Here is a 17,067-nt window from a genome sequence, read left to right as displayed (position 1 = left end):
CTCAGAGCGCCTGCGGGAAGGTGCTGAACAGCCGCTGCGGGTCGTAGGTCCGCTTGACCTGCGTGAGCCGGGTGGTGGCGGCGCCGTAGTAGGCGGACTTCCAGTCGGTGAGGCCCGGGTCGGTGTAGTTCTGGTAGGCGGCGCCCGAGGAGTAGCGGCGCATCGCGTCGTGGAACGAATTCAGCCAGGCTGTCTGCTTGCTGGACGAGCCGTTGGCTCCCCAGGACGTCAAGTACTGGGCGAGGAAGCGCGAGCCGCGGTGGACGAACGCCGTGTCGGTGCGGCCGACGCGGTTGATGGCGCCGCCCAGCGCCGTCATGGCCACGTTCCCGCCGACGCCGTTGCGGCCGCCGCGCTCGATCTGGTCCATCAGGGTGCGGATGCCGGCCGTCGACAGCGAGCGGTCGAAGAAGTGCGAGCGGGCGGCGTAGGTCTCCCGGCCCAGCTTGCCGGCGGCGGTGTGGCCGGGCAGCGAACCCGGCATATGGCACTGCGCGGTGGACTTGGAGGAGCAGCCGGCGTACGACTCCATCGCGTCCAGGTAGCCGATCGGCGTGAGGTGGATGCTCGCGGCGGGGCCGGGGCCGCCCGCCTGGTCGGCGAGCTTGTCGAGGGCGTTCTTCAGGTCGCCGTAGCTCCCCATCGAGAAGGCCGCGACGGAGACGCCCGGGGTGCCGCCGGGGCGGGCGTCGAGATGGCAGGCGGACCATATCTCGTCGGCCTGCGTGGGGCCCCACTTCTGCCAGGACGCCACGACCTTCGCCGCCTTGGACCACGGCCAGGTCATATAGGCCATCACCGAGCGGGGCGCCGGGTGGGTACGGAAGCGGAGCTCGGTGACCACGCCGAAGTTGCCGTTGCCGGCGCCGCGCAGCGCCCAGAAGAGGTCGGCGTGCTGGTTCTTGTCGCAGTCGATGGTCTTGCCGTCGGCCGTCACGAGGGTGGCGCCGACGAGGCTGTCGCAGGTCAGGCCGTAGGCGCGGGAGGCCACGCCGTGGCCGCCGCCGAGCGTGAGCCCGGATATGCCGACGGTGGGGCACGAGCCCCCGGGTATCGTCACGCCGTGCGCGCCCAGGCCCTCGTAGACGTCGATGAGCTTGGCGCCGGCGCCGATGCGGGTGATGCCGCCGGACGGCGCGCCGACCTTGGAGAGCGCGGAGACGTCGATGATGAGCTTGTTGTTGCCGCTTGACCAGCCCGCGTAGGAGTGGCCGCCGCTGCGGATGACGACCGGGGTGTCGTGCCGCCGGGCGAAGGAGAGGCACTCGGCGACGTCCGCCGGGTGCTTGACGTAGGCGATCGCCGACGGCTTCAGCGTGTCGTAGCGGGTGTTGTAGAGACGGCGGGCGGTCGCGTAGGCAGCGTCCGACGCCCGTATCAGCTTGCCGTCCAGGCTCTTGCCGAGCGCGGTCCAGGAGGCCTTGGAGGCCCCGCCGCCGGCGACGGCCGCATTGGTGTTCGCCGCGCCCGTGCCGTTCGCGGCCCCCGTGACGGAAGCGGAGGAGGCCGCGCCCGCCTTGCCGGTCTTGGTGTCGCAGCCGGTGGCCCAGGCGACCGACGTGGCCGCCAGTCCGCCGCCGGCCTGCAGGAGTGTGCGCCGCTTCACTGGGATGGATCCCCCTCGATGTCGTACGGTCCTGCCCCGCCCGCCGAGGGACCGGCAGAGGATGCGGGGCGTGTGCGGGGGAGACGGATCCGGGCGGAGGCGGAGGCGCGCTGCCCCGCGTACCGCTGTGCCCATTCATGTCCTGCGCTGTCCGGTACCGTCCCTGAAGTCCGTTACCGGCGCGGGGTTGTTGCCTCCCCTACTAGGCAGATGCCGTACGGGCGCGGGGGGTTCCCGGAACGGAGTTCCTCATTCCCGCGGGCGCTGCGGTGAGGTCCCCGGCTCGGCATCCACCAGATGGCGCTCGGCGTCCGTACGCGCCTGTGAGCGGGCGCGACGGGCCGGCCCCCGCCAGCCACAGTCGCAGCGGGCGCTGCAGAAGGACCCGCGTTCGGTGGTGGAGGTCGTATGGGGCGTTCGGTCGGGCACGCCGCCACGCTACGCCCCGTCCGCCGGTGCGTGACGAGCCCCCTTGACACTCGTTGAACGGATCGGTCGGCGGAACGCCAGATGCGGCGGTGGCGGAACGTCCGGCCCACCCGAGCGGACCGGCCGGCCCAGGCCGCTCCCGAAGACAGCGGCACGAGGGGGCTCGTACGCGATGGTGGTGCAGGACAGGCGAGGCGGCGGCGCGGCCGCCGTGGCCCTGGCGTGCGGGACGGGGCTGGCGGTCGGGCTGCTGACGACGGGATGTTCCCCGGACGGCGCCGCGGCCGACGACCAGGAGCCGCCCGCCCGGGGCGCCGCCGCTGCCGCCGTGCAGGTCAGGCAGAGCGCCGACGCGCTGGTGCGGGCCCGCTCCGCCCAGGTCCGTACGTCCATGGAGACCATCAGCGGCGGCACCCGCGTCGCCATCCGCGGCACCGGCGGCTACGACTTCGCCACCAGCACCGGGCGGCTGCGCGTCGTCCTGCCCGATCCGGCGGGCCGGACCGGCGGCGGCCATCAGCCGATCACCGAGATCCTCGCGCCGGGTGCGCTGTTCATGAAGAACCGTGGGGCCGGGGTGCCTGCCGACAAATGGGTACGGGTCGCCACCGGCTCGCTCGCCGACGGGAATCTGGTCACCGGCGGTGCGACCGATCCGCTGGCCGCCGCCGAACTCCTGCGTGGCGCACGGAATGTGACATATCAGGGCGAAGAGCGGTTGGACGGCGTCACGGTGCGGCACTATCGAGGAGTGACGGACATCCAGACGGCCGCCCAGGTGGCGTCGCCGCGCACCCGCTCCGCGCTGGTCGCCGCGGAGGAAGGATTCACCACCGACGAGGTGCCGTTCGATGTGTATCTGGACGGGGCCGGACGGCTGCGCAAGGTGCGCCAGTGGTTCCGCTTCGCCAACGGTGCGCCCCAGGGCGCGGCGGTGGTCTCCACCACGGAGCTGTCCGGCTTCGGCACCAAGATCACGGTGCAGCTGCCGGACGAGCGCGACATCTATGCGGGAAAGATCGCTTCGGCCACACCGTAGGACTGGTGCGGCAGCGGGCCATATGACGGGGGCGCATGCGGAATGGCGGAAATGGTCCATCCGTGCCATGCGCGGAGCGTGCGCCGCTCTTTACGCTGACGGTAACCACCGGAGGCGTGGGAAGGCGCTCGAAGGAGGAGGTGTTGTACGTGGCCGGACAGCGCCCTACGACGGTCCAGGACCACATCGCCCTCGTCGAGATCGACCTGACCGGTGAGTTGATGATCGCGGCCGCGGCCGCGAGCGAGGATCGGCTCAGCCCGGACCGTATCGACGAGGTGCTGGACGTCGACGGGGAGGGCGGCGGGCGCGGGTGCCCGGTGCCCCCGTCGCCCTAGGCCCCGATCCACCGGACCGGCCCTGGCTGCGGCGCGCCGGAGGGCCGGCCGGCTCAGGTGCGCAGCATCCGCTCGATCGCCTTCGTCGCCTCCTGGACCTTGGCGTCGATGGCTTCGGGGCCCTTGACGGCCGCGTCGGCGACGCAGTGCCGCAGGTGCTCCTCCAGGAGCTGGAGGCCGAAGGACTGCAGGCCCTTGGTGCTCGCCGAGACCTGGGTGAGTATGTCGATGCAGTACACATCCTCTTCGAGCATCCGCTGCAGGCCGCGGATCTGTCCCTCGATCCTGCGCAGTCGCTTGATGTGTGCGTCCTTCTGCTGTGCGTAGCCGTGTGTGCCGCCTGCGGGAGAAGTCTCTGCGTTATCGGTCACGGTTTGAGCGTCGCCTCGGTGGTCGGAGTCCGGCTGCGGGGTGGCGCGGGCGGCGGTGGGTGCGGTGCCGCCGTTGGTGTCGGCGTCCATGGTCGTCATGGCCGTCTCCCGTGATATCTAGGCGTCCATATACCCCTGGTGGGTATATGGTACCGAACTTTGCGGGCAGGTGTGGTACCCCGTGCAGAGCATGCTGTTCGATGGGCGACACTGATGGAATGCCGGTTAGCAGTGGCTGGATGATGCGCCTAGCATCAACCCGACCGAATCCGATGCACCCCGAGGATTTCACGTGCGCTTTCGTCTGACCCCCAGGGAGACGAGCTTCTATGACATGTTCGCCGCCTCCGCGGACAACATCGTCACGGGCTCCAAGCTCCTGATGGAACTGCTCGGGGCGGACGCCTCGGCCCGGGCAGAGATCGCTGAGCGGATGCGGGCGGCGGAGCATGCGGGAGATGACGCCACCCACGCGATCTTCCACCAGCTGAACTCCTCGTTCATCACGCCGTTCGACCGCGAGGACATCTACAACCTCGCCTCGTCGCTCGACGACATCATGGACTTCATGGAAGAGGCGGTCGACCTGGTCGTCCTCTACAAGGTCGAAGAGCTCCCCAAGGGCGTCGACCAGCAGATCGAGGTGCTGGCGCGGGCGGCCGAGCTGACCGCCGAGGCGATGCCGAATCTGCGCACCATGTCGAACCTCACCGAGTACTGGATCGAGGTCAACCGCCTGGAGAACCAGGCCGACCAGATCCACCGCAAGCTGCTGGCGCACCTCTTCAACGGCAAGTACGACGCCATCGAGGTGCTCAAGCTCAAGCAGATCGTGGACATCCTGGAAGAGGCGGCGGACGCGTTCGAGCACGTCGCCAACACGGTCGAGACCATCGCGGTCAAGGAGTCCTGAGCGCCTCCCATGGACACCTTCGCGCTCGTCGTGACCATTGCGGTCGCGCTCGGATTCACGTACACCAACGGCTTCCATGACTCCGCCAACGCCATTGCGACCTCGGTCTCGACGCGGGCGCTGACCCCGCGGGCGGCGCTGGCGATGGCCGCCGTGATGAACCTCGCCGGTGCCTTCCTGGGCAGCGGGGTCGCCAAGACGGTCAGCGAGGGGCTGATCGCCACTCCCCACGGCAGCAAGGGGATGGGCATTCTCTTCGCCGCGCTGCTCGGCGCGGTGGTCTGGAACCTCGTCACCTGGTACTTCGGCCTGCCGTCGTCGTCCTCGCACGCCCTGTTCGGCGGCATGGTCGGGGCCGCGCTGGCCGGTGGCACCACCGTGATCTGGTCCGGGGTGGTCGAGAAGGTCGTCCTGCCGATGTTCATCTCGCCGGTCGTCGGCCTGGTGCTCGGCTATCTGGTGATGGTCCTGATCCTGTGGGTCTTCCGGAAGGCGAACCCGCACAAGGCCAAGCGCGGCTTCCGCATAGCCCAGACGGTGTCCGCGGCGGGTATGGCGCTCGGCCACGGTCTGCAGGACGCCCAGAAGACCATGGGTGTGGTCGTGATGGCCCTGGTCATCGCGGACGCCGAGGAGCCCAACGCGGCGATCCCGATCTGGGTCAAGCTGGCCTGTGCGCTCACCCTCTCGCTCGGTACGTACGCGGGCGGCTGGCGCATCATGCGCACCCTGGGCCGGCGGATCATCGAGCTGGATCCGCCGCAGGGCTTCGCCGCGGAGACCACGGCCGCCTCGGTCATGTACACCGCGTCGTTCATGTTCCAGGCCCCGATCTCCACGACCCATGTGATCACCTCCGCGATCATGGGTGTGGGCTCGACCAAGCGCCCGCGCGCGGTGCGCTGGGGCGTCGCCAAGAACATCGTGATGGGCTGGTTCATCACGATGCCGGCCGCGGCGCTGGTCGCGGCGGGCGCGTACGGGGTCGTGGCGCTGGCCTTCGGCTGACGGACCTGCTGTCGGCCTGCTCCGACACAAGCAATGGGCCCGCCCCCGGGAAGAGGGGCGGGCCCTTCGTCTTGCGGTGGCACCGCCATGCAGCACCGCAGGACGTGGAGGGGGCGGACCCGGCCGGGTGCGGCCGGGGCGCGCTCGCGGCTCAGCCGAAGCGGCCGGAGATGTAGTCCTCCGTGGCCTGGACCGAGGGGTTGGAGAAGATCCGCTCGGTCTCGTCGATCTCGACCAGCTTGCCGGGCTGGCCGACCGCGGCGAGGTTGAAGAACGCCGTACGGTCCGAGACGCGCGCGGCCTGCTGCATGTTGTGCGTCACGATGACGATCGTGAAGCGCTCCTTCAGCTCGCCGATCAGGTCCTCGATGGCGAGGGTGGAGATCGGGTCGAGGGCGGAGCACGGCTCGTCCATCAGCAGGACCTGGGGCTCGACCGCGATGGCGCGGGCGATGCACAGCCGCTGCTGCTGGCCGCCGGACAGCCCCGAACCGGGCTTGTTCAGCCGGTCCTTGACCTCGTTCCAGAGGTTGGCGCCCTTGAGGGAGCGCTCGACGATGTCCTTGAGCTCGCTCTTCTTGTACGAGCCGTTCAGCCGCAGACCGGCCGCGACATTGTCGAAGATCGACATCGTGGGGAACGGGTTGGGGCGCTGGAAGACCATCCCGACGGTGCGACGGACCGCGACCGGGTCGACCCCGGAGCCGTAGAGGTTCTCGTCGTCCAGCATGACCTTGCCCTCGACCCGGCCGCCGGGGGTGACCTCGTGCATCCGGTTCAGGGTGCGCAGGAAGGTCGACTTGCCGCAGCCGGACGGGCCGATGAAGGCCGTCACGGAGCGCGGCTCGACGGTCATCGAGATGTCGTCGATGGCCTTGTGGCTGCCGTAGTACGCGGAGAGGCCGCTGACGTCGATTCGCTTGGCCATGGAAATCACTGCTTCTTTCTGTCGCCGGGCTTGGTCAGCGGCCGGACTTGGGAGCCTTCCAGCGGGCGATGCCGCGGGCCACCAGGTTGAGGATCATGACGAACGCGATGAGGACCAGGGCCGCGGCCCAGGCGCGGTCGTAGGAGGCCTCGGAACCCTGCTGCCACTGCTGGAAAACGTAGAGCGGAAGCGACTGCTGGGCATCCTGGAAGGGGTTGTTGTTGATCGTCTTCGCACCCCACACCAGGAGGAGCACGGGCGCCGTCTCACCGGTGATACGGGCGATGGCGAGCATCACGCCGGTGGTGATACCGCCGATCGACGTCGGCAGTACGACCTTGAGGATGGTGCGCCACTTCGGCACGCCCAGGGCCAGGGACGCCTCGCGCAGCTCGTTCGGGACGAGCTTGAGCATCTCCTCGGTGGAGCGGACGACGACCGGCATCATCAGGATCGCCAGCGCCATCGCGCCGGCGAATCCGGACGGGCCGAAGCCGAGGATCAGGATCCACACGGAGAGGACGAACAGGCCGGCCACGATCGAGGGGATGCCGGTCATCACGTCCACGAAGAACGTGACCGCCCGTGCGAGCTTGCCGCGTCCGTATTCGACGAGGTAGATCGCGGTGAGCAGACCGAGCGGCGCGGCGATCAGGGTGGCCAGGCCGACCTGCTCCAGGGTGCCGATGATCGCGTGGTAGATGCCGCCGCCGGGCAGGGCGTCCGGGGTGGTGCCCATCGAGTGGGACAGGAAGTAGCCGTCCAGCACCTTGGTGCCGCGGGCCACGGTCTCCCACAGCAGGGAGGCCAGCGGGACGACGGCGATCAGGAAGGCGAGCCAGACCAGGCTGGTGGCCAGCCGGTCCTTGGCCTGCCGGGTGCCCTCGACGCCCGCGGCCAGCGCGAACGTGCCCAGGACGAAGAGCAGGCCGGCGATCAGGCCCCACTGGACCGTGCTGTCCAGGCCGGCGGCCAGTCCGATGCCGCTGCCCGCACCGGCCGCCACCAGGGCGAGCACCGGCGGGGTCCAGCGCGGCAGCCGGGGCTGCTTGAGGGAGACGGGGAGCGGGCTGCCGCCGTCGGAGACCGGTCGGCGGTCGGTCATCACACTCATGCCGTTACCTCGCTTCGCGCGGTATCGCATGCGCGAAACACGCACCTCTGGATGATTCGTTCGCTTCGCTCACTCATGCTGCGGCTCCCGAGTACTCCTTGCGGCGGGCGATGATCAGGCGGGCCGCGCCGTTGACGAGCAGCGTGATCACGAAGAGGACGAGGCCGGAGGCGATCAGCGCGTCCTGGCCGAACTGGTCGGCCTCACTGAACTTGCTGGCGATGTTCTGGGCGAAGGTGCCGCCGCCCGGGTCCAGCAGGCTGGTGCTGATGAGGAAGCTGGGCGAGAGGACCGTGGCGACGGCCATCGTCTCGCCGAGCGCGCGGCCCAGGCCGAGCATGGAGGCGCTGATGATCCCGGAGCGGCCGAAGGGGAGCACCGACATCCGGATGACTTCCCAGCGGGTGGCGCCGAGCGCCAGCGCGGCCTCCTCGTGCATCTTCGGGACCTGCAGGAAGACCTCACGGCTGACGCTGGTGACGATCGGCAGGATCATGATCGCGAGCAGGATGCCGACGGTGAACAGCGAACGGGCCGCCCCGCCGCCGTAACTGAGGATGCCGGTCCAGCCGAGGTAGTCGTCGAACCAGCTGTAGAGGCCGCTCAGATGCGGGACGAGGAACAGCGCGCCCCACAGGCCGTAGATGATGCTGGGCACCGCGGCGAGCAGGTCGATGACGTAGCCGAGCGGCGAGGACAGCTTGCGCGGCGCGTAGTGCGAGATGAACAGCGCGATGCCGACCGCGACAGGCACGGCTATCAGCATCGCGATCAGCGAGCTGACGAGGGTGCCGAAGGCGAGTACCGCGATGCCGAACTTCGGGTCGGTGCCGGTGGCGTTCCAGTCCAGCGTGGTGAAGAAGTTGGCCTTGTCGCCGGAGATGGCGAGCACCGAGCGGTAGGTCAGGAAGACCGCGATGGCGGCCATGATCGCCAGCAGGGCGATGCCGGAGCCCCGGGAGAGCCCGAGGAAGATCCGGTCGCCGGGGCGGACCGCCTTGCCGGAGACGGCGGAGCGGTCGGGGTGTGGTGGGAGGGGCGTATCGGTCGTGGAGGAGGTATTCATCGATTCTCCGGTCTGCGGAGCCGGTGAGGGCTCCTGGCGCGGCGGTGCACCGGACGGGCGGCGGCCCAAAGGGGCCCTTGTGAGGGGGCCCCTTCGGTCCTACGGCGGTTGATGGGCCGCCGCCCGGTAGGTCAGGAGAGCTTGGCGACGGTCGCGCGGACCTTGTCGGCGATCTCGGTGGGCAGCGGGGCGTATCCGAGCGCCTTGAGCGCGGCCTGGCCGTCCTTGCTGGCGGCGTAGGTCAGGAAGGACTTGGTGGCGGGCAGCGTCTCGGCCTTGTTGCCCTTGTCGCAGGCGATCTCGTACGTCACCAGGGTGATCGGGTACGCGCCCTCGGCCTTGCTCGTGTAGTTGAGCTTCAGGGCCAGGTCATCGCCCTTGCCGACCTGCTGGGCCTCGGAGATGGCCTTCGAGGCGTTGTCGACGGTGGCGTCGACCGGCTCCTTGGCGCCGGTGTTCAGCTTGGCCGTGGGGATCTTGCCGGCCGTCGCGTACGACAGCTCGAAGTAGGAGATCGCACCGCTGGTCTGCTTGACCTGCGAGGAGACGCCGGCCGAGCCCGAGGCCGCCTGGCCGCCGGTGCCTTCCCACTTCTTCGCCGGCTCGTGCTTCCAGTCACCCGGGGCGGCGCCCTTGAGGTACTTGGTGAAGTTGTCGGTGGTGCCCGAGTCGTCGGAGCGGTGGAACGCCTGGACCTTGAGGTCCGGGAGCTTGGCGCCCGGGTTCAGCTTCTTGATCGCCGGGTCGTTCCACTTGGTGATCTTCGCGTCGAAGATCTTCGCCAGGGTCGGGGCGTCCAGCACGAGGTTGTCCACGCCGGGCACGTTGTAGCCGACCGCGATCGGGCCGCCGACCATCGGCATGTCGATGGCCTGGCCGCCCTTGCAGACCTTCTTGGACTTGGCGATCTCTTCGGGCTTGAGCGCCGAGTCGGAGCCCGCGAAGGCGGTCTGGCCCTGCAGGAAGGTGGTGACGCCGGCGCCGGAGCCGGTCGGCTGGTAGTTGATCTCGGTGCCCTTGCAGGCGCCGGCGTAGGCCTGCACCCAGACGTCCATGGCGTTCTTCTGCGCGGACGAGCCGGACGCAAGAAGCTTGCCCTTGCCGTCGCACTTGATGTTGGACGTCTTGGCGGCGCCGGCGCTACCGCCGCCGGAGGTGTCGTCCGAGCCGCACGCGGTCAGGGCCAGGGCACCGGAGACGGCGAGAGCGCCAACGGCGAGGGCGCGAACCCGGTTCTTGCGCTGAAGCTTCACTGTCGAGATTTCCTTCCTGGGGCGCGCCGCTTCGTCGGCGAGCGTTGGGTGGTGTCGTGATGACTGCCGCGTTCACGGCGGAAGCCGGCCGTGCTGCGCTTGTGCCGTGGGGGACGCGCACTCGGTAAGGCTGAAATTAGGTAGATCAGGTAAAGCGGCCGATGGAGGAGAGTGAACGCACGGTGAACCTCGGCCATCGGCTGGGTGCGGGCCGATAAGTGCCCTTCGAGGGGTGCAAAACGGCACGTCACCCTGTTGAATTACCGGCCGGTATGGCAGCATCCGCGCCTGAGAAGGCGCGAATCGGTGTGGAACGACCGGAGGTGGCTGGTGGGGAGCCAGGGGGTGCGGCAGGGCGTTCGGGATGCACAGGGGATTCAGGGCAGATGGGGCGCATGGGGCATACGGGGTAGCCGGGTGATGGCCTGCACTGCCGTCGTCCTGTGCGCGACGGGGCTGCTCGGCGGTACGGCCACGGCCGCCACCGCCGATGACCCGAAGAACCCGTCCGCGGACCCGGCGAAGGCCGCGGACGCCGATGCCCGCCACCTCGACGACGTACGCAAGAAGATCGACGCCCTCTACCGCAAGGCCGAACAGGCCACCGACGCCTATAACGCCGCCAAGGAGCAGGTCGACGTCCAGCAGAAGCAGATCGTGCAGCTGGCGCGCACCATCGACGCCACCCAGCAGAAGCTGGCCGCCCTCAAGCGGCAGGCGGGCGCGCTGGCCAGTGCCCAGTACCGCGGCGGCGGGCTGCCCGCCGAGGCGAAACTGGTGCTCAACGCCGACCCGGAACGCTTTCTCGACAACGCCACCCTGGCCCGTAAGGGACAGCTCGCCGCAAAACGAGTGATGAGCCAACTGGCGCATCTCAAAGGTGACTTGCAGCGGTATTCGGCCTCCGCCACGGACCGCTGGGAGAAGCTGGAGGCGAACCGCAAGAAGAAGGAAAGCGCCCAGCGCGACATCAAGAAACAGATCGACGCGGCAAAGGAGCTGGAATCCCGGCTGGCCGCGAAGGAAAAGGACCGGCTGAAGAAGCTGGAGGACGAGCAGGCCTTCAAGCAGCAGCAGAAGTGGCTCGACTCGGGCGTCCTCGACGACATCAGCAACAAAGCATCGGCCGAGGGCAAGAAGGCGATTTCGTACGCCACCGCGCAGATCGGCAAGGACTATGTGTGGGGCGCGGAAGGGCCGGACACCTTCGACTGCTCCGGGCTGACCCTGCGGTCCTGGCAGGCCGCCGGCCGGACGATTCCGCGGACGTCACAGGAGCAGTGGCGGCAGCTTCCCCGGGTGGCCCTCAAGGACATGCGGCCGGGCGATCTGATTATTTATTTCTCCGATGCCAGCCATGTCGGGATGTATCTCGGTGACGGCGCGATTGTGCATGCGCCGCGTCCCGGCCGGCAGGTCACGATCACCGGTGCCGGTTCGATGCCGATTCTCGGCGTCGTCCGCCCCGATGGTGACGCCGGCCACTGATGGCGCGGCTCACACCCGAGATAACTGACCTGATTGTTTCGCTCTCTGAGGGTTGCCGCCGCGTCGCTGAATGCACTCAAGCGGGGTGATGTTCGTCATTCCGTATTCCGCCCTCTCCAGGTCAAATGGCTGATCGGTCGGGGCATATGACGATGGCCGATTGCTGTCGGGCATTCCATCCCACTCCGTACTGACGCTATGGTCGCCTGTCAGTGCCCGTCAGCGCCCCGCTCAATTGACCCACGAGCGGCGGGAGCCGGGCACGTGGAGCGCCGTCGGCGCTCCGTCGCACCCCTCGGGGGGAGGGAAGGAAGCAGACCGATGCCCGTACCCGTACCGCACCAGCGGACGGTCGTGCTGCCGCACCAGGCAGGACCGGTGGATGACGCCTGCGCGGATACCGCGCGGGTCGCCGACGCACCGGGCGCGGGGGACGCGACGGCCCAGGACGTGCGCGCCCCGGGCCAGGAGGCGGCCCAGCCGGCAGTGCAGGGCTTCCTTGAGCCCACCCAGCCGCTGCCGGGCGAACAGCGACTTTCGGCCGACCATGGACCCGCCCCCCAGGGCCTGACCCTGCTCCTCATCGGCGAGGACCCCAACAGTCATGTCCCCGAGATGTGGGACTGGGCGGGCCGCAAGGTGCGCCTGCGTACCGCCCGCAACCTCACCGAGGCCGAGCGGCTGCTCACCGACGATGTGCACTGCATCCTGCTCGACCTGGCCCCGCAGGCCCCCGAGGGCCGCGCGGAACGTGACGCCGGTCACGGCACCCGGGGCGACGAACTGGGCGTCCTGCGCGACGTCCTGCGCCTGGCGCCGTCGCACGCCGTACTGGTGCTCACCTACGAGACGGACGCCGAGCGCGCCGCTGACGCCGTACGCGTCGGCGCCCAGGACTACCTTTTCCGGGACGAATTGGACGGCGCGGTGCTCAGTCGTGCGGTCCGCTACGCCGTCGAACGCAAACGCGCCGACCTCGCCCAGCGCCAGCTCACCGAGTCGCGGATGCTCGCCCAGGAGAACGCCCGGCTGGAGCGGGGCCTGCTGCCCACGCCCCTGCTCGACGGCTCCGATCTGCGCTTCGCGGCCTGCTACCGCCCCGGCCGCAGCCGCGCCCTGCTCGGCGGAGACTTCTACGACACCGTGCGCACCCCGGACGGCGCCGTCCACGCGATGATCGGCGATGTCTGCGGCCACGGCCCCGACGAGGCCGCGCTCGGCGTCGAGCTGCGGATCGCCTGGCGCGCGCTGACCTTCGCCGGCCTGTCCGGTGACGAACTGCTCGCCACCCTCCAGAAGGTGCTGGAGCACGAGCGCGCGGACGACGAGATCTTCGCGACGCTGTGCACCGTCGACATCTCCGCGGACGGCCGCCGCGCCGGGCTGTGCCTGGCCGGCCACCCCGCACCGCTGCTGGCCAAGGCCGGCGAGAGCCCGCAACTGCTGCCCTACGAATTCGGCGGCCCGGCGCTCGGCCTGCTGCCGCACGCCCGCTGGCCGCGCCGGCAGGTCGAACTGGGCGGCTCCTGGAGCCTGATGATGTACACCGACGGGCTGATCGAGGGCCGGATCGGCGTCGGCAACCAGCGTCTCGGCCAGGAGGGTATGACCGAACTGGTCAGCCGCCAGATGGCGGCCGGCCTCAGCGGCGAGGAACTGCTGGACGCCTCGGTCAGGGAAGTACGCGATCTCAACGGCGGCGAGCTGACGGACGATGTGGCCGTGCTCCTGCTGGACCGGCGCTGACACAGCCGCGGGGGAAGCGGCCGAGGTGAAGGGGCCGCGAGTGAATCGGCCGAGGCCCTCCGGGGCCTCGCCGGCCGGGCTCAGCGCCCGCCGTTGAAGGGCCCGTACGGCCCGTCCGAGCTGGAGCCCCCGCGGCGCGGGCCGCTGCCGCCACCGGAGACCTCCCGGAGCGCGGGCCGTACGTCAACGGTGTAGACGATCACTGCGATCACGCCGATGATCGGCAGGAACGACATGATCGGGAGAATGAACAGCAGCGCCGTGGCAAGGGTGAGGAAGATCAGCCACATGCCCTTGGTCTGCTTGCTCGCGGCGCGGTAGGCGTCCTCGCGGCGTACGGCGGCATCGATCAGCATCACGGCGGCGTAGACGCCCAGGGCGAGCTGCACCCAGCTCAGAATGCTCTGGAACCCGTAAATCAGCACGCCATCCACCGCCCGTTCGCCGTTCGTGTTCGTCGGTCCGCCACGGCCGTCTGCCGCCCGTGCGGCCCCACGGTACCCGGACAACGGGCCGGGCACCTGAAGTGTGCCCGGCCCGGCCCCGGAACGGCGCTCTCACGCAAGCGTGAGGGACGTCACATCGCGCTCACTTCGCGGAGGGCGGGGTGCTCTTCTTCGTCGGCGCCGGCGCCGGCTTGCGCTGCGCGACGGGCTTCTTCGGCGCGGCGGGCTTGGGCTGCGCCGCGGGGGTGGCCTTGGTCTGCGCCTTGGCCCCGTTCGCGGTCTGGGGCTTCGGGGAGCTCTTGGCCGACGGCTTCGGCTCCGGCTCGATCGCCACCGCGAGGTCCTCGACCTGGTCGGCGGCCTCGCCGCGCCAGGTCGCCACCGCGCCACGGCCGCGCTCGGCGAGCTCCTCGTAGCCCTCCCGGGCCCGCACGACGGCCTCGGCCGCCCGGCCCACGCCCTGCAGCGCCAGCTCCTGCGCCTGGTCGCGGACCTTCTTGATGTCGCCGTCCAGCGAGCCCAGCAGCTCGGACAGCTTCTCCTGGGCGTCCTTGGCCTGCTTGCTCACCAGGGCCTGGACGTCCTTGGGGTCGGTGCTGCGCACGGATTCGAAGTGCTTGGGGGCCTCGGTCCGGATCTTCTCGACGAGCTGCGGCACCTCGCCGAGCTTCTCGGCCGCCAGGTCGACGGTGCCGGCCAGGGCGTACAGCGGGGTGGCGTCGGTCAGGGTCTTGCGGAGGTCATCGGGGATGGCCATGACGTTCTTCCTCCTGGAAACGGAATCGGTTGCTCAGGTGGCGTGCGGGCCGCCGTCGGCCTCTGTGTCGAGGGTGTCCGTGCCGCGCTCGTTCTCGTGCCCGCTCGCAGTGCTGTCCTTGCCGCCGCTCCCGAGCCCGTTCTCCTTGCGGAAGGACTCGTAGATCTGCAGCAGGACCTGCTTCTGTCTCTCGTTCAGCGCCGGGTCGGTGAGTATCGCGGTCTGCACCTCGACCCCGTCCAGACCGTGCCGCTCGTCCAGGATCCCGGCCTGGACGTACAGCGTCTCCGCGGATATCCGCAGCGCCTTGGCGAGCTGCTGCAGAATCTCCGCGCTCGGCTTGCGCAAGCCGCGCTCGATCTGGCTGAGGTACGGGTTGGACACCCCGGCGGCATCCGCGAGCTGCCGCAGACTCAGCTGCGCGGTGCGCCGCTGCTCCCGCAGGAACTCGCCGAGGTTGCCGACGTTGAGTGATGCCATACCCCGATGGTGCCTCGTAGTGCTAACTTTTGCAAGCAAGGCGCTAGCAGGAGTGCTCTGGTGGGGTGAGGGGCGTGGTGAGCACCGGCGGCGTGATCGGCGCTCTTAGAAGGTGTACCCGGTGAAGTCGGCGACCGGAACGTATCCGATGCGCTGGTAGAGGGCGTTGCTGGTGGGGTTGGCCGGGTCCGTGAACAGGACGATGTCCGTCGCGCCCGCGGTCAGCGCGGCCCTGCTCACCTCGACGGTCACAGCGCCCGCGTAGCCGCGCCCCCGGAGGTGGGCCGGGGTGTAGACGGGGTCCACCCGGATCATGCCGCCGACCATCGCGGTCGAGCCTGCCATGGAGACGGGAGTGCCGTCCGGGGGCTCCCAGAACGTGAAGCGTTTGTCGGCGAAGCGCGAGTCGGCCCAGGAATCGGCGTCGATGGCCGGGGCCTCTCCGACGGCGGCGACGAACTCACCGCACCAGCGGATGAGTTGCTCATGGTCCTGCGCGTCCAGGACACGGCCCCGGCCGTCCGGGCGCGGCTCCGGTGGGGTGAGCGTGCCGAGACGGTAGAGACGGCCCCGCCAGCTGGGTACCGGCGCTGCGCCTGTGTGCCGCTGCCATGCCTCGGCGAAAGCGGTGGCGGTGTCGTGGTCCGCGGTGACGCCGGCGAGGGGGTGGCCGAGGTCGACCAGGTGGGCGGCGAGGTGGTCGGCGTGCTCCGGGGAGAGGGGGGTGAGGGTCAGGCGGTGGGACGGAGGGCGGTAGAAGATGGCGCGGACGTCGCCGCCTGACTCCAGGTGGCCGAAGACGGTGGCTTCGGCGCCGTATGCGCTCGCCCCGCGCGTGCGCAGTCTCTCGATCACTGTCAGCGGCGTGTTGTGCAGGGCGGGGCGCGAGCGCAGGAAGTCACCGGCTCGGGCGAGAAAGTCGTCGACGTCTTCGGTGAGGTGCCAAGCGTCCGGGCGCATGCTTCACGATCTCTCACGGACTCGACTCCGGTGAGTGCATTGCCGGAGATCAGCCGTCGCAATGGCTGATCTCCGAGGCCGGTGGGCAGGCGGTCGCCTCGCCCTGCCCGGGGGCGGGGCGGGTCCCGATGATGACCGTGGCGTAGAGCTCGTCGGAGGTGGCCACCTGGGGGAGGAGCCCGTTGCGGGTGAAGGTTTCGACGGCCTGTGGTGCCTGCCGTTCGCTTGTCTCGACCAGCAGATGCCCCCCTGGTGCCAGCCACTGCGGCGCGGCCGCGGTCACCCGCCGCAGGACGTCCAGCCCGTCCGCGCCGCCGTCCAGCGCGACCCGCGGCTCGTGCTCGCGGGCTTCGGGCGGCAGCAGCCCGACCTCGTGGGTCGGTACGTAGGGAACGTTGGCCACCAGGACATCGATACGGCCCCGGAGGCCGGTGGGCAGAGCCTCGAAGAGATCGCCCTCGTGGACCTCGCCCCCGGCGGCCGTGACGTTGCGGCGGGCGCAGCGCACCGCGGCCGGCTCGATGTCCGCGGCGTACAGCTCGACCCGGTCCAGGGCGGCGGCCAGCGCGGCGCCCACCGCACCGGATCCGCAGCACAGGTCGACGACGACCGTGGGCCGCCCGGTGCGGGCGGAGGTCCGCCGGCCGAGGCCGATGGCCTGGCCCACGAGGAATTCGGTGCGGCGCCGCGGAACGAAGACGCCGGGGTCGACGGTGACCCGCAGCCCGTGGAACTCCGCCCAGCCGACGACGTGTTCCAGGGGAAGGCCGCGTACGCGGCGCTCCACCATGGCGGCGAGTGCGTCCGCCGTATGTGCGGTGGAGATCAGCAACTCCGCCTCGTCCTCGGCGAAGACGCAGCCGGCGGCGCGCAGTGTGCCGATGACGGTGGCGCGGGAGAGCGGCGGGGAGAGTCGCGGGGAGCGGGGTGACGCGCCGTCCGGTCGGTGCGGCGACGGCTGGGACAGCACGTGGGGGGACGGCATATGAGGTGACGACATGTGGGCCTTTCGGGGCGCCGAGGGCGCATCCCGGGTCACGTGTGTCGGGTGGTCACCTGCATCGGGTGGACCTGAGGGGCGTGAGCCGGGAGCGCCTGCCTGGTCTGGCGGGGAATCGGTCTCAC

18 protein-coding genes are annotated in these 17,067 nt (G+C 70.0%); 6 read left to right on the top strand and 12 right to left on the bottom strand.

Annotation, left to right across the window (positions count from 1 at the left end; all coding sequences use genetic code 11):
* Position 1 precedes the first annotated feature (1 nt).
* Complete coding sequence (locus tag CPH93_RS14415) at positions 2-1,606, bottom strand: FAD-binding oxidoreductase (RefSeq protein WP_093484523.1); 1,605 nt, start codon at positions 1,604-1,606, stop codon at positions 2-4.
* 249 nt (positions 1,607-1,855) lie between these two features.
* Positions 1,856-2,035: a hypothetical protein gene (locus CPH93_RS14410; RefSeq protein WP_093484524.1), complete on the bottom strand. Its 180-nt coding sequence runs from the start codon at positions 2,033-2,035 to the stop codon at positions 1,856-1,858.
* A 172-nt stretch (positions 2,036-2,207) separates the two neighbouring features.
* On the opposite strand from CPH93_RS14410, the gene CPH93_RS14405 reads away from it, so the two are divergent.
* Entirely contained in the window at positions 2,208-3,074 is an 867-nt protein-coding gene (locus CPH93_RS14405) for a hypothetical protein (protein WP_096213082.1), read from the top strand.
* Between the two features lie 140 nt (positions 3,075-3,214).
* Positions 3,215-3,412, top strand: a complete 198-nt coding sequence (locus CPH93_RS14400; RefSeq protein WP_173909982.1) for a hypothetical protein — start codon at positions 3,215-3,217, stop codon at positions 3,410-3,412.
* Positions 3,413-3,465: 53 nt separating this feature from the next.
* On the opposite strand, the gene CPH93_RS14395 is transcribed toward CPH93_RS14400, so the two are convergent.
* Positions 3,466-3,882: a metal-sensitive transcriptional regulator gene (locus CPH93_RS14395; protein ID WP_093484526.1), complete on the bottom strand. Its 417-nt coding sequence runs from the start codon at positions 3,880-3,882 to the stop codon at positions 3,466-3,468.
* Between the two features lie 193 nt (positions 3,883-4,075).
* On the opposite strand from CPH93_RS14395, the gene CPH93_RS14390 reads away from it, so the two are divergent.
* Entirely contained in the window at positions 4,076-4,696 is a 621-nt protein-coding gene (locus CPH93_RS14390) for a DUF47 domain-containing protein (protein ID WP_006603963.1), read from the top strand.
* Between the two features lie 9 nt (positions 4,697-4,705).
* Positions 4,706-5,704: an inorganic phosphate transporter gene (locus tag CPH93_RS14385; RefSeq protein ID WP_096213081.1), complete on the top strand. Its 999-nt coding sequence runs from the start codon at positions 4,706-4,708 to the stop codon at positions 5,702-5,704.
* A 151-nt stretch (positions 5,705-5,855) separates the two neighbouring features.
* Here CPH93_RS14385 and pstB read toward each other — a convergent pair whose 3' ends face one another.
* The 4 genes from pstB to pstS all read right to left on the bottom strand — a co-directional run bounded on the left by pstB (position 5,856) and on the right by pstS (position 10,065).
* On the bottom strand, positions 5,856-6,632 hold the full coding sequence (gene pstB / locus CPH93_RS14380) for a phosphate ABC transporter ATP-binding protein PstB (protein WP_093484528.1): 777 nt from the start codon (positions 6,630-6,632) through the stop codon (positions 5,856-5,858).
* A gap of 34 nt (positions 6,633-6,666) precedes the next feature.
* Positions 6,667-7,737: a phosphate ABC transporter permease PstA gene (gene pstA / locus CPH93_RS14375; protein ID WP_443031466.1), complete on the bottom strand. Its 1,071-nt coding sequence runs from the start codon at positions 7,735-7,737 to the stop codon at positions 6,667-6,669.
* A gap of 82 nt (positions 7,738-7,819) precedes the next feature.
* Complete coding sequence (gene pstC / locus CPH93_RS14370) at positions 7,820-8,812, bottom strand: phosphate ABC transporter permease subunit PstC (RefSeq protein ID WP_096213079.1); 993 nt, start codon at positions 8,810-8,812, stop codon at positions 7,820-7,822.
* 131 nt (positions 8,813-8,943) lie between these two features.
* Positions 8,944-10,065 (bottom strand): phosphate ABC transporter substrate-binding protein PstS, encoded by a 1,122-nt coding sequence (gene pstS / locus CPH93_RS14365; protein WP_096213078.1) that lies wholly within the window; start codon positions 10,063-10,065, stop codon positions 8,944-8,946.
* A 420-nt stretch (positions 10,066-10,485) separates the two neighbouring features.
* On the opposite strand from pstS, the gene CPH93_RS14360 reads away from it, so the two are divergent.
* Together CPH93_RS14360 and CPH93_RS14355 are read left to right on the top strand one after the other, a co-directional pair.
* Positions 10,486-11,553 carry a C40 family peptidase gene (locus CPH93_RS14360; protein ID WP_096213077.1) on the top strand — a complete coding sequence of 356 codons (1,068 nt, stop codon included), beginning with the start codon at positions 10,486-10,488 and terminating at the stop codon, positions 11,551-11,553.
* Positions 11,554-11,874: 321 nt separating this feature from the next.
* Entirely contained in the window at positions 11,875-13,299 is a 1,425-nt protein-coding gene (locus CPH93_RS14355; protein ID WP_096213076.1) for a PP2C family protein-serine/threonine phosphatase, read from the top strand.
* A gap of 80 nt (positions 13,300-13,379) precedes the next feature.
* On the opposite strand, the gene CPH93_RS14350 is transcribed toward CPH93_RS14355, so the two are convergent.
* From CPH93_RS14350 to CPH93_RS14330, 5 genes are all read right to left on the bottom strand, one after another.
* Positions 13,380-13,724 carry a DUF2516 family protein gene (locus CPH93_RS14350; RefSeq protein WP_173909812.1) on the bottom strand — a complete coding sequence of 115 codons (345 nt, stop codon included), beginning with the start codon at positions 13,722-13,724 and terminating at the stop codon, positions 13,380-13,382.
* A gap of 163 nt (positions 13,725-13,887) precedes the next feature.
* A complete protein-coding gene (locus tag CPH93_RS14345) occupies positions 13,888-14,502 on the bottom strand; it encodes a hypothetical protein (RefSeq protein WP_096213075.1) in 615 nt (204 codons plus the stop codon).
* Between the two features lie 33 nt (positions 14,503-14,535).
* Positions 14,536-14,982, bottom strand: a complete 447-nt coding sequence (locus CPH93_RS14340; RefSeq protein WP_096213074.1) for a helix-turn-helix domain-containing protein — start codon at positions 14,980-14,982, stop codon at positions 14,536-14,538.
* 105 nt (positions 14,983-15,087) lie between these two features.
* Complete coding sequence (locus CPH93_RS14335) at positions 15,088-15,942, bottom strand: GNAT family N-acetyltransferase (protein ID WP_096213073.1); 855 nt, start codon at positions 15,940-15,942, stop codon at positions 15,088-15,090.
* A 49-nt stretch (positions 15,943-15,991) separates the two neighbouring features.
* Positions 15,992-16,927 (bottom strand): putative protein N(5)-glutamine methyltransferase, encoded by a 936-nt coding sequence (locus CPH93_RS14330; protein ID WP_231977335.1) that lies wholly within the window; start codon positions 16,925-16,927, stop codon positions 15,992-15,994.
* Positions 16,928-17,067: the final 140 nt, after the last annotated feature.

Origin of the sequence: Streptomyces sp. 2323.1 (assembly GCF_900221035.1) — a bacterium.
GTDB classification, from domain to species: domain Bacteria; phylum Actinomycetota; class Actinomycetes; order Streptomycetales; family Streptomycetaceae; genus Streptomyces; species Streptomyces sioyaensis.
The sequence above is the reverse complement of the archived record's forward strand: the minus strand, read 5'-3'. Positions and strand labels throughout refer to the sequence as shown.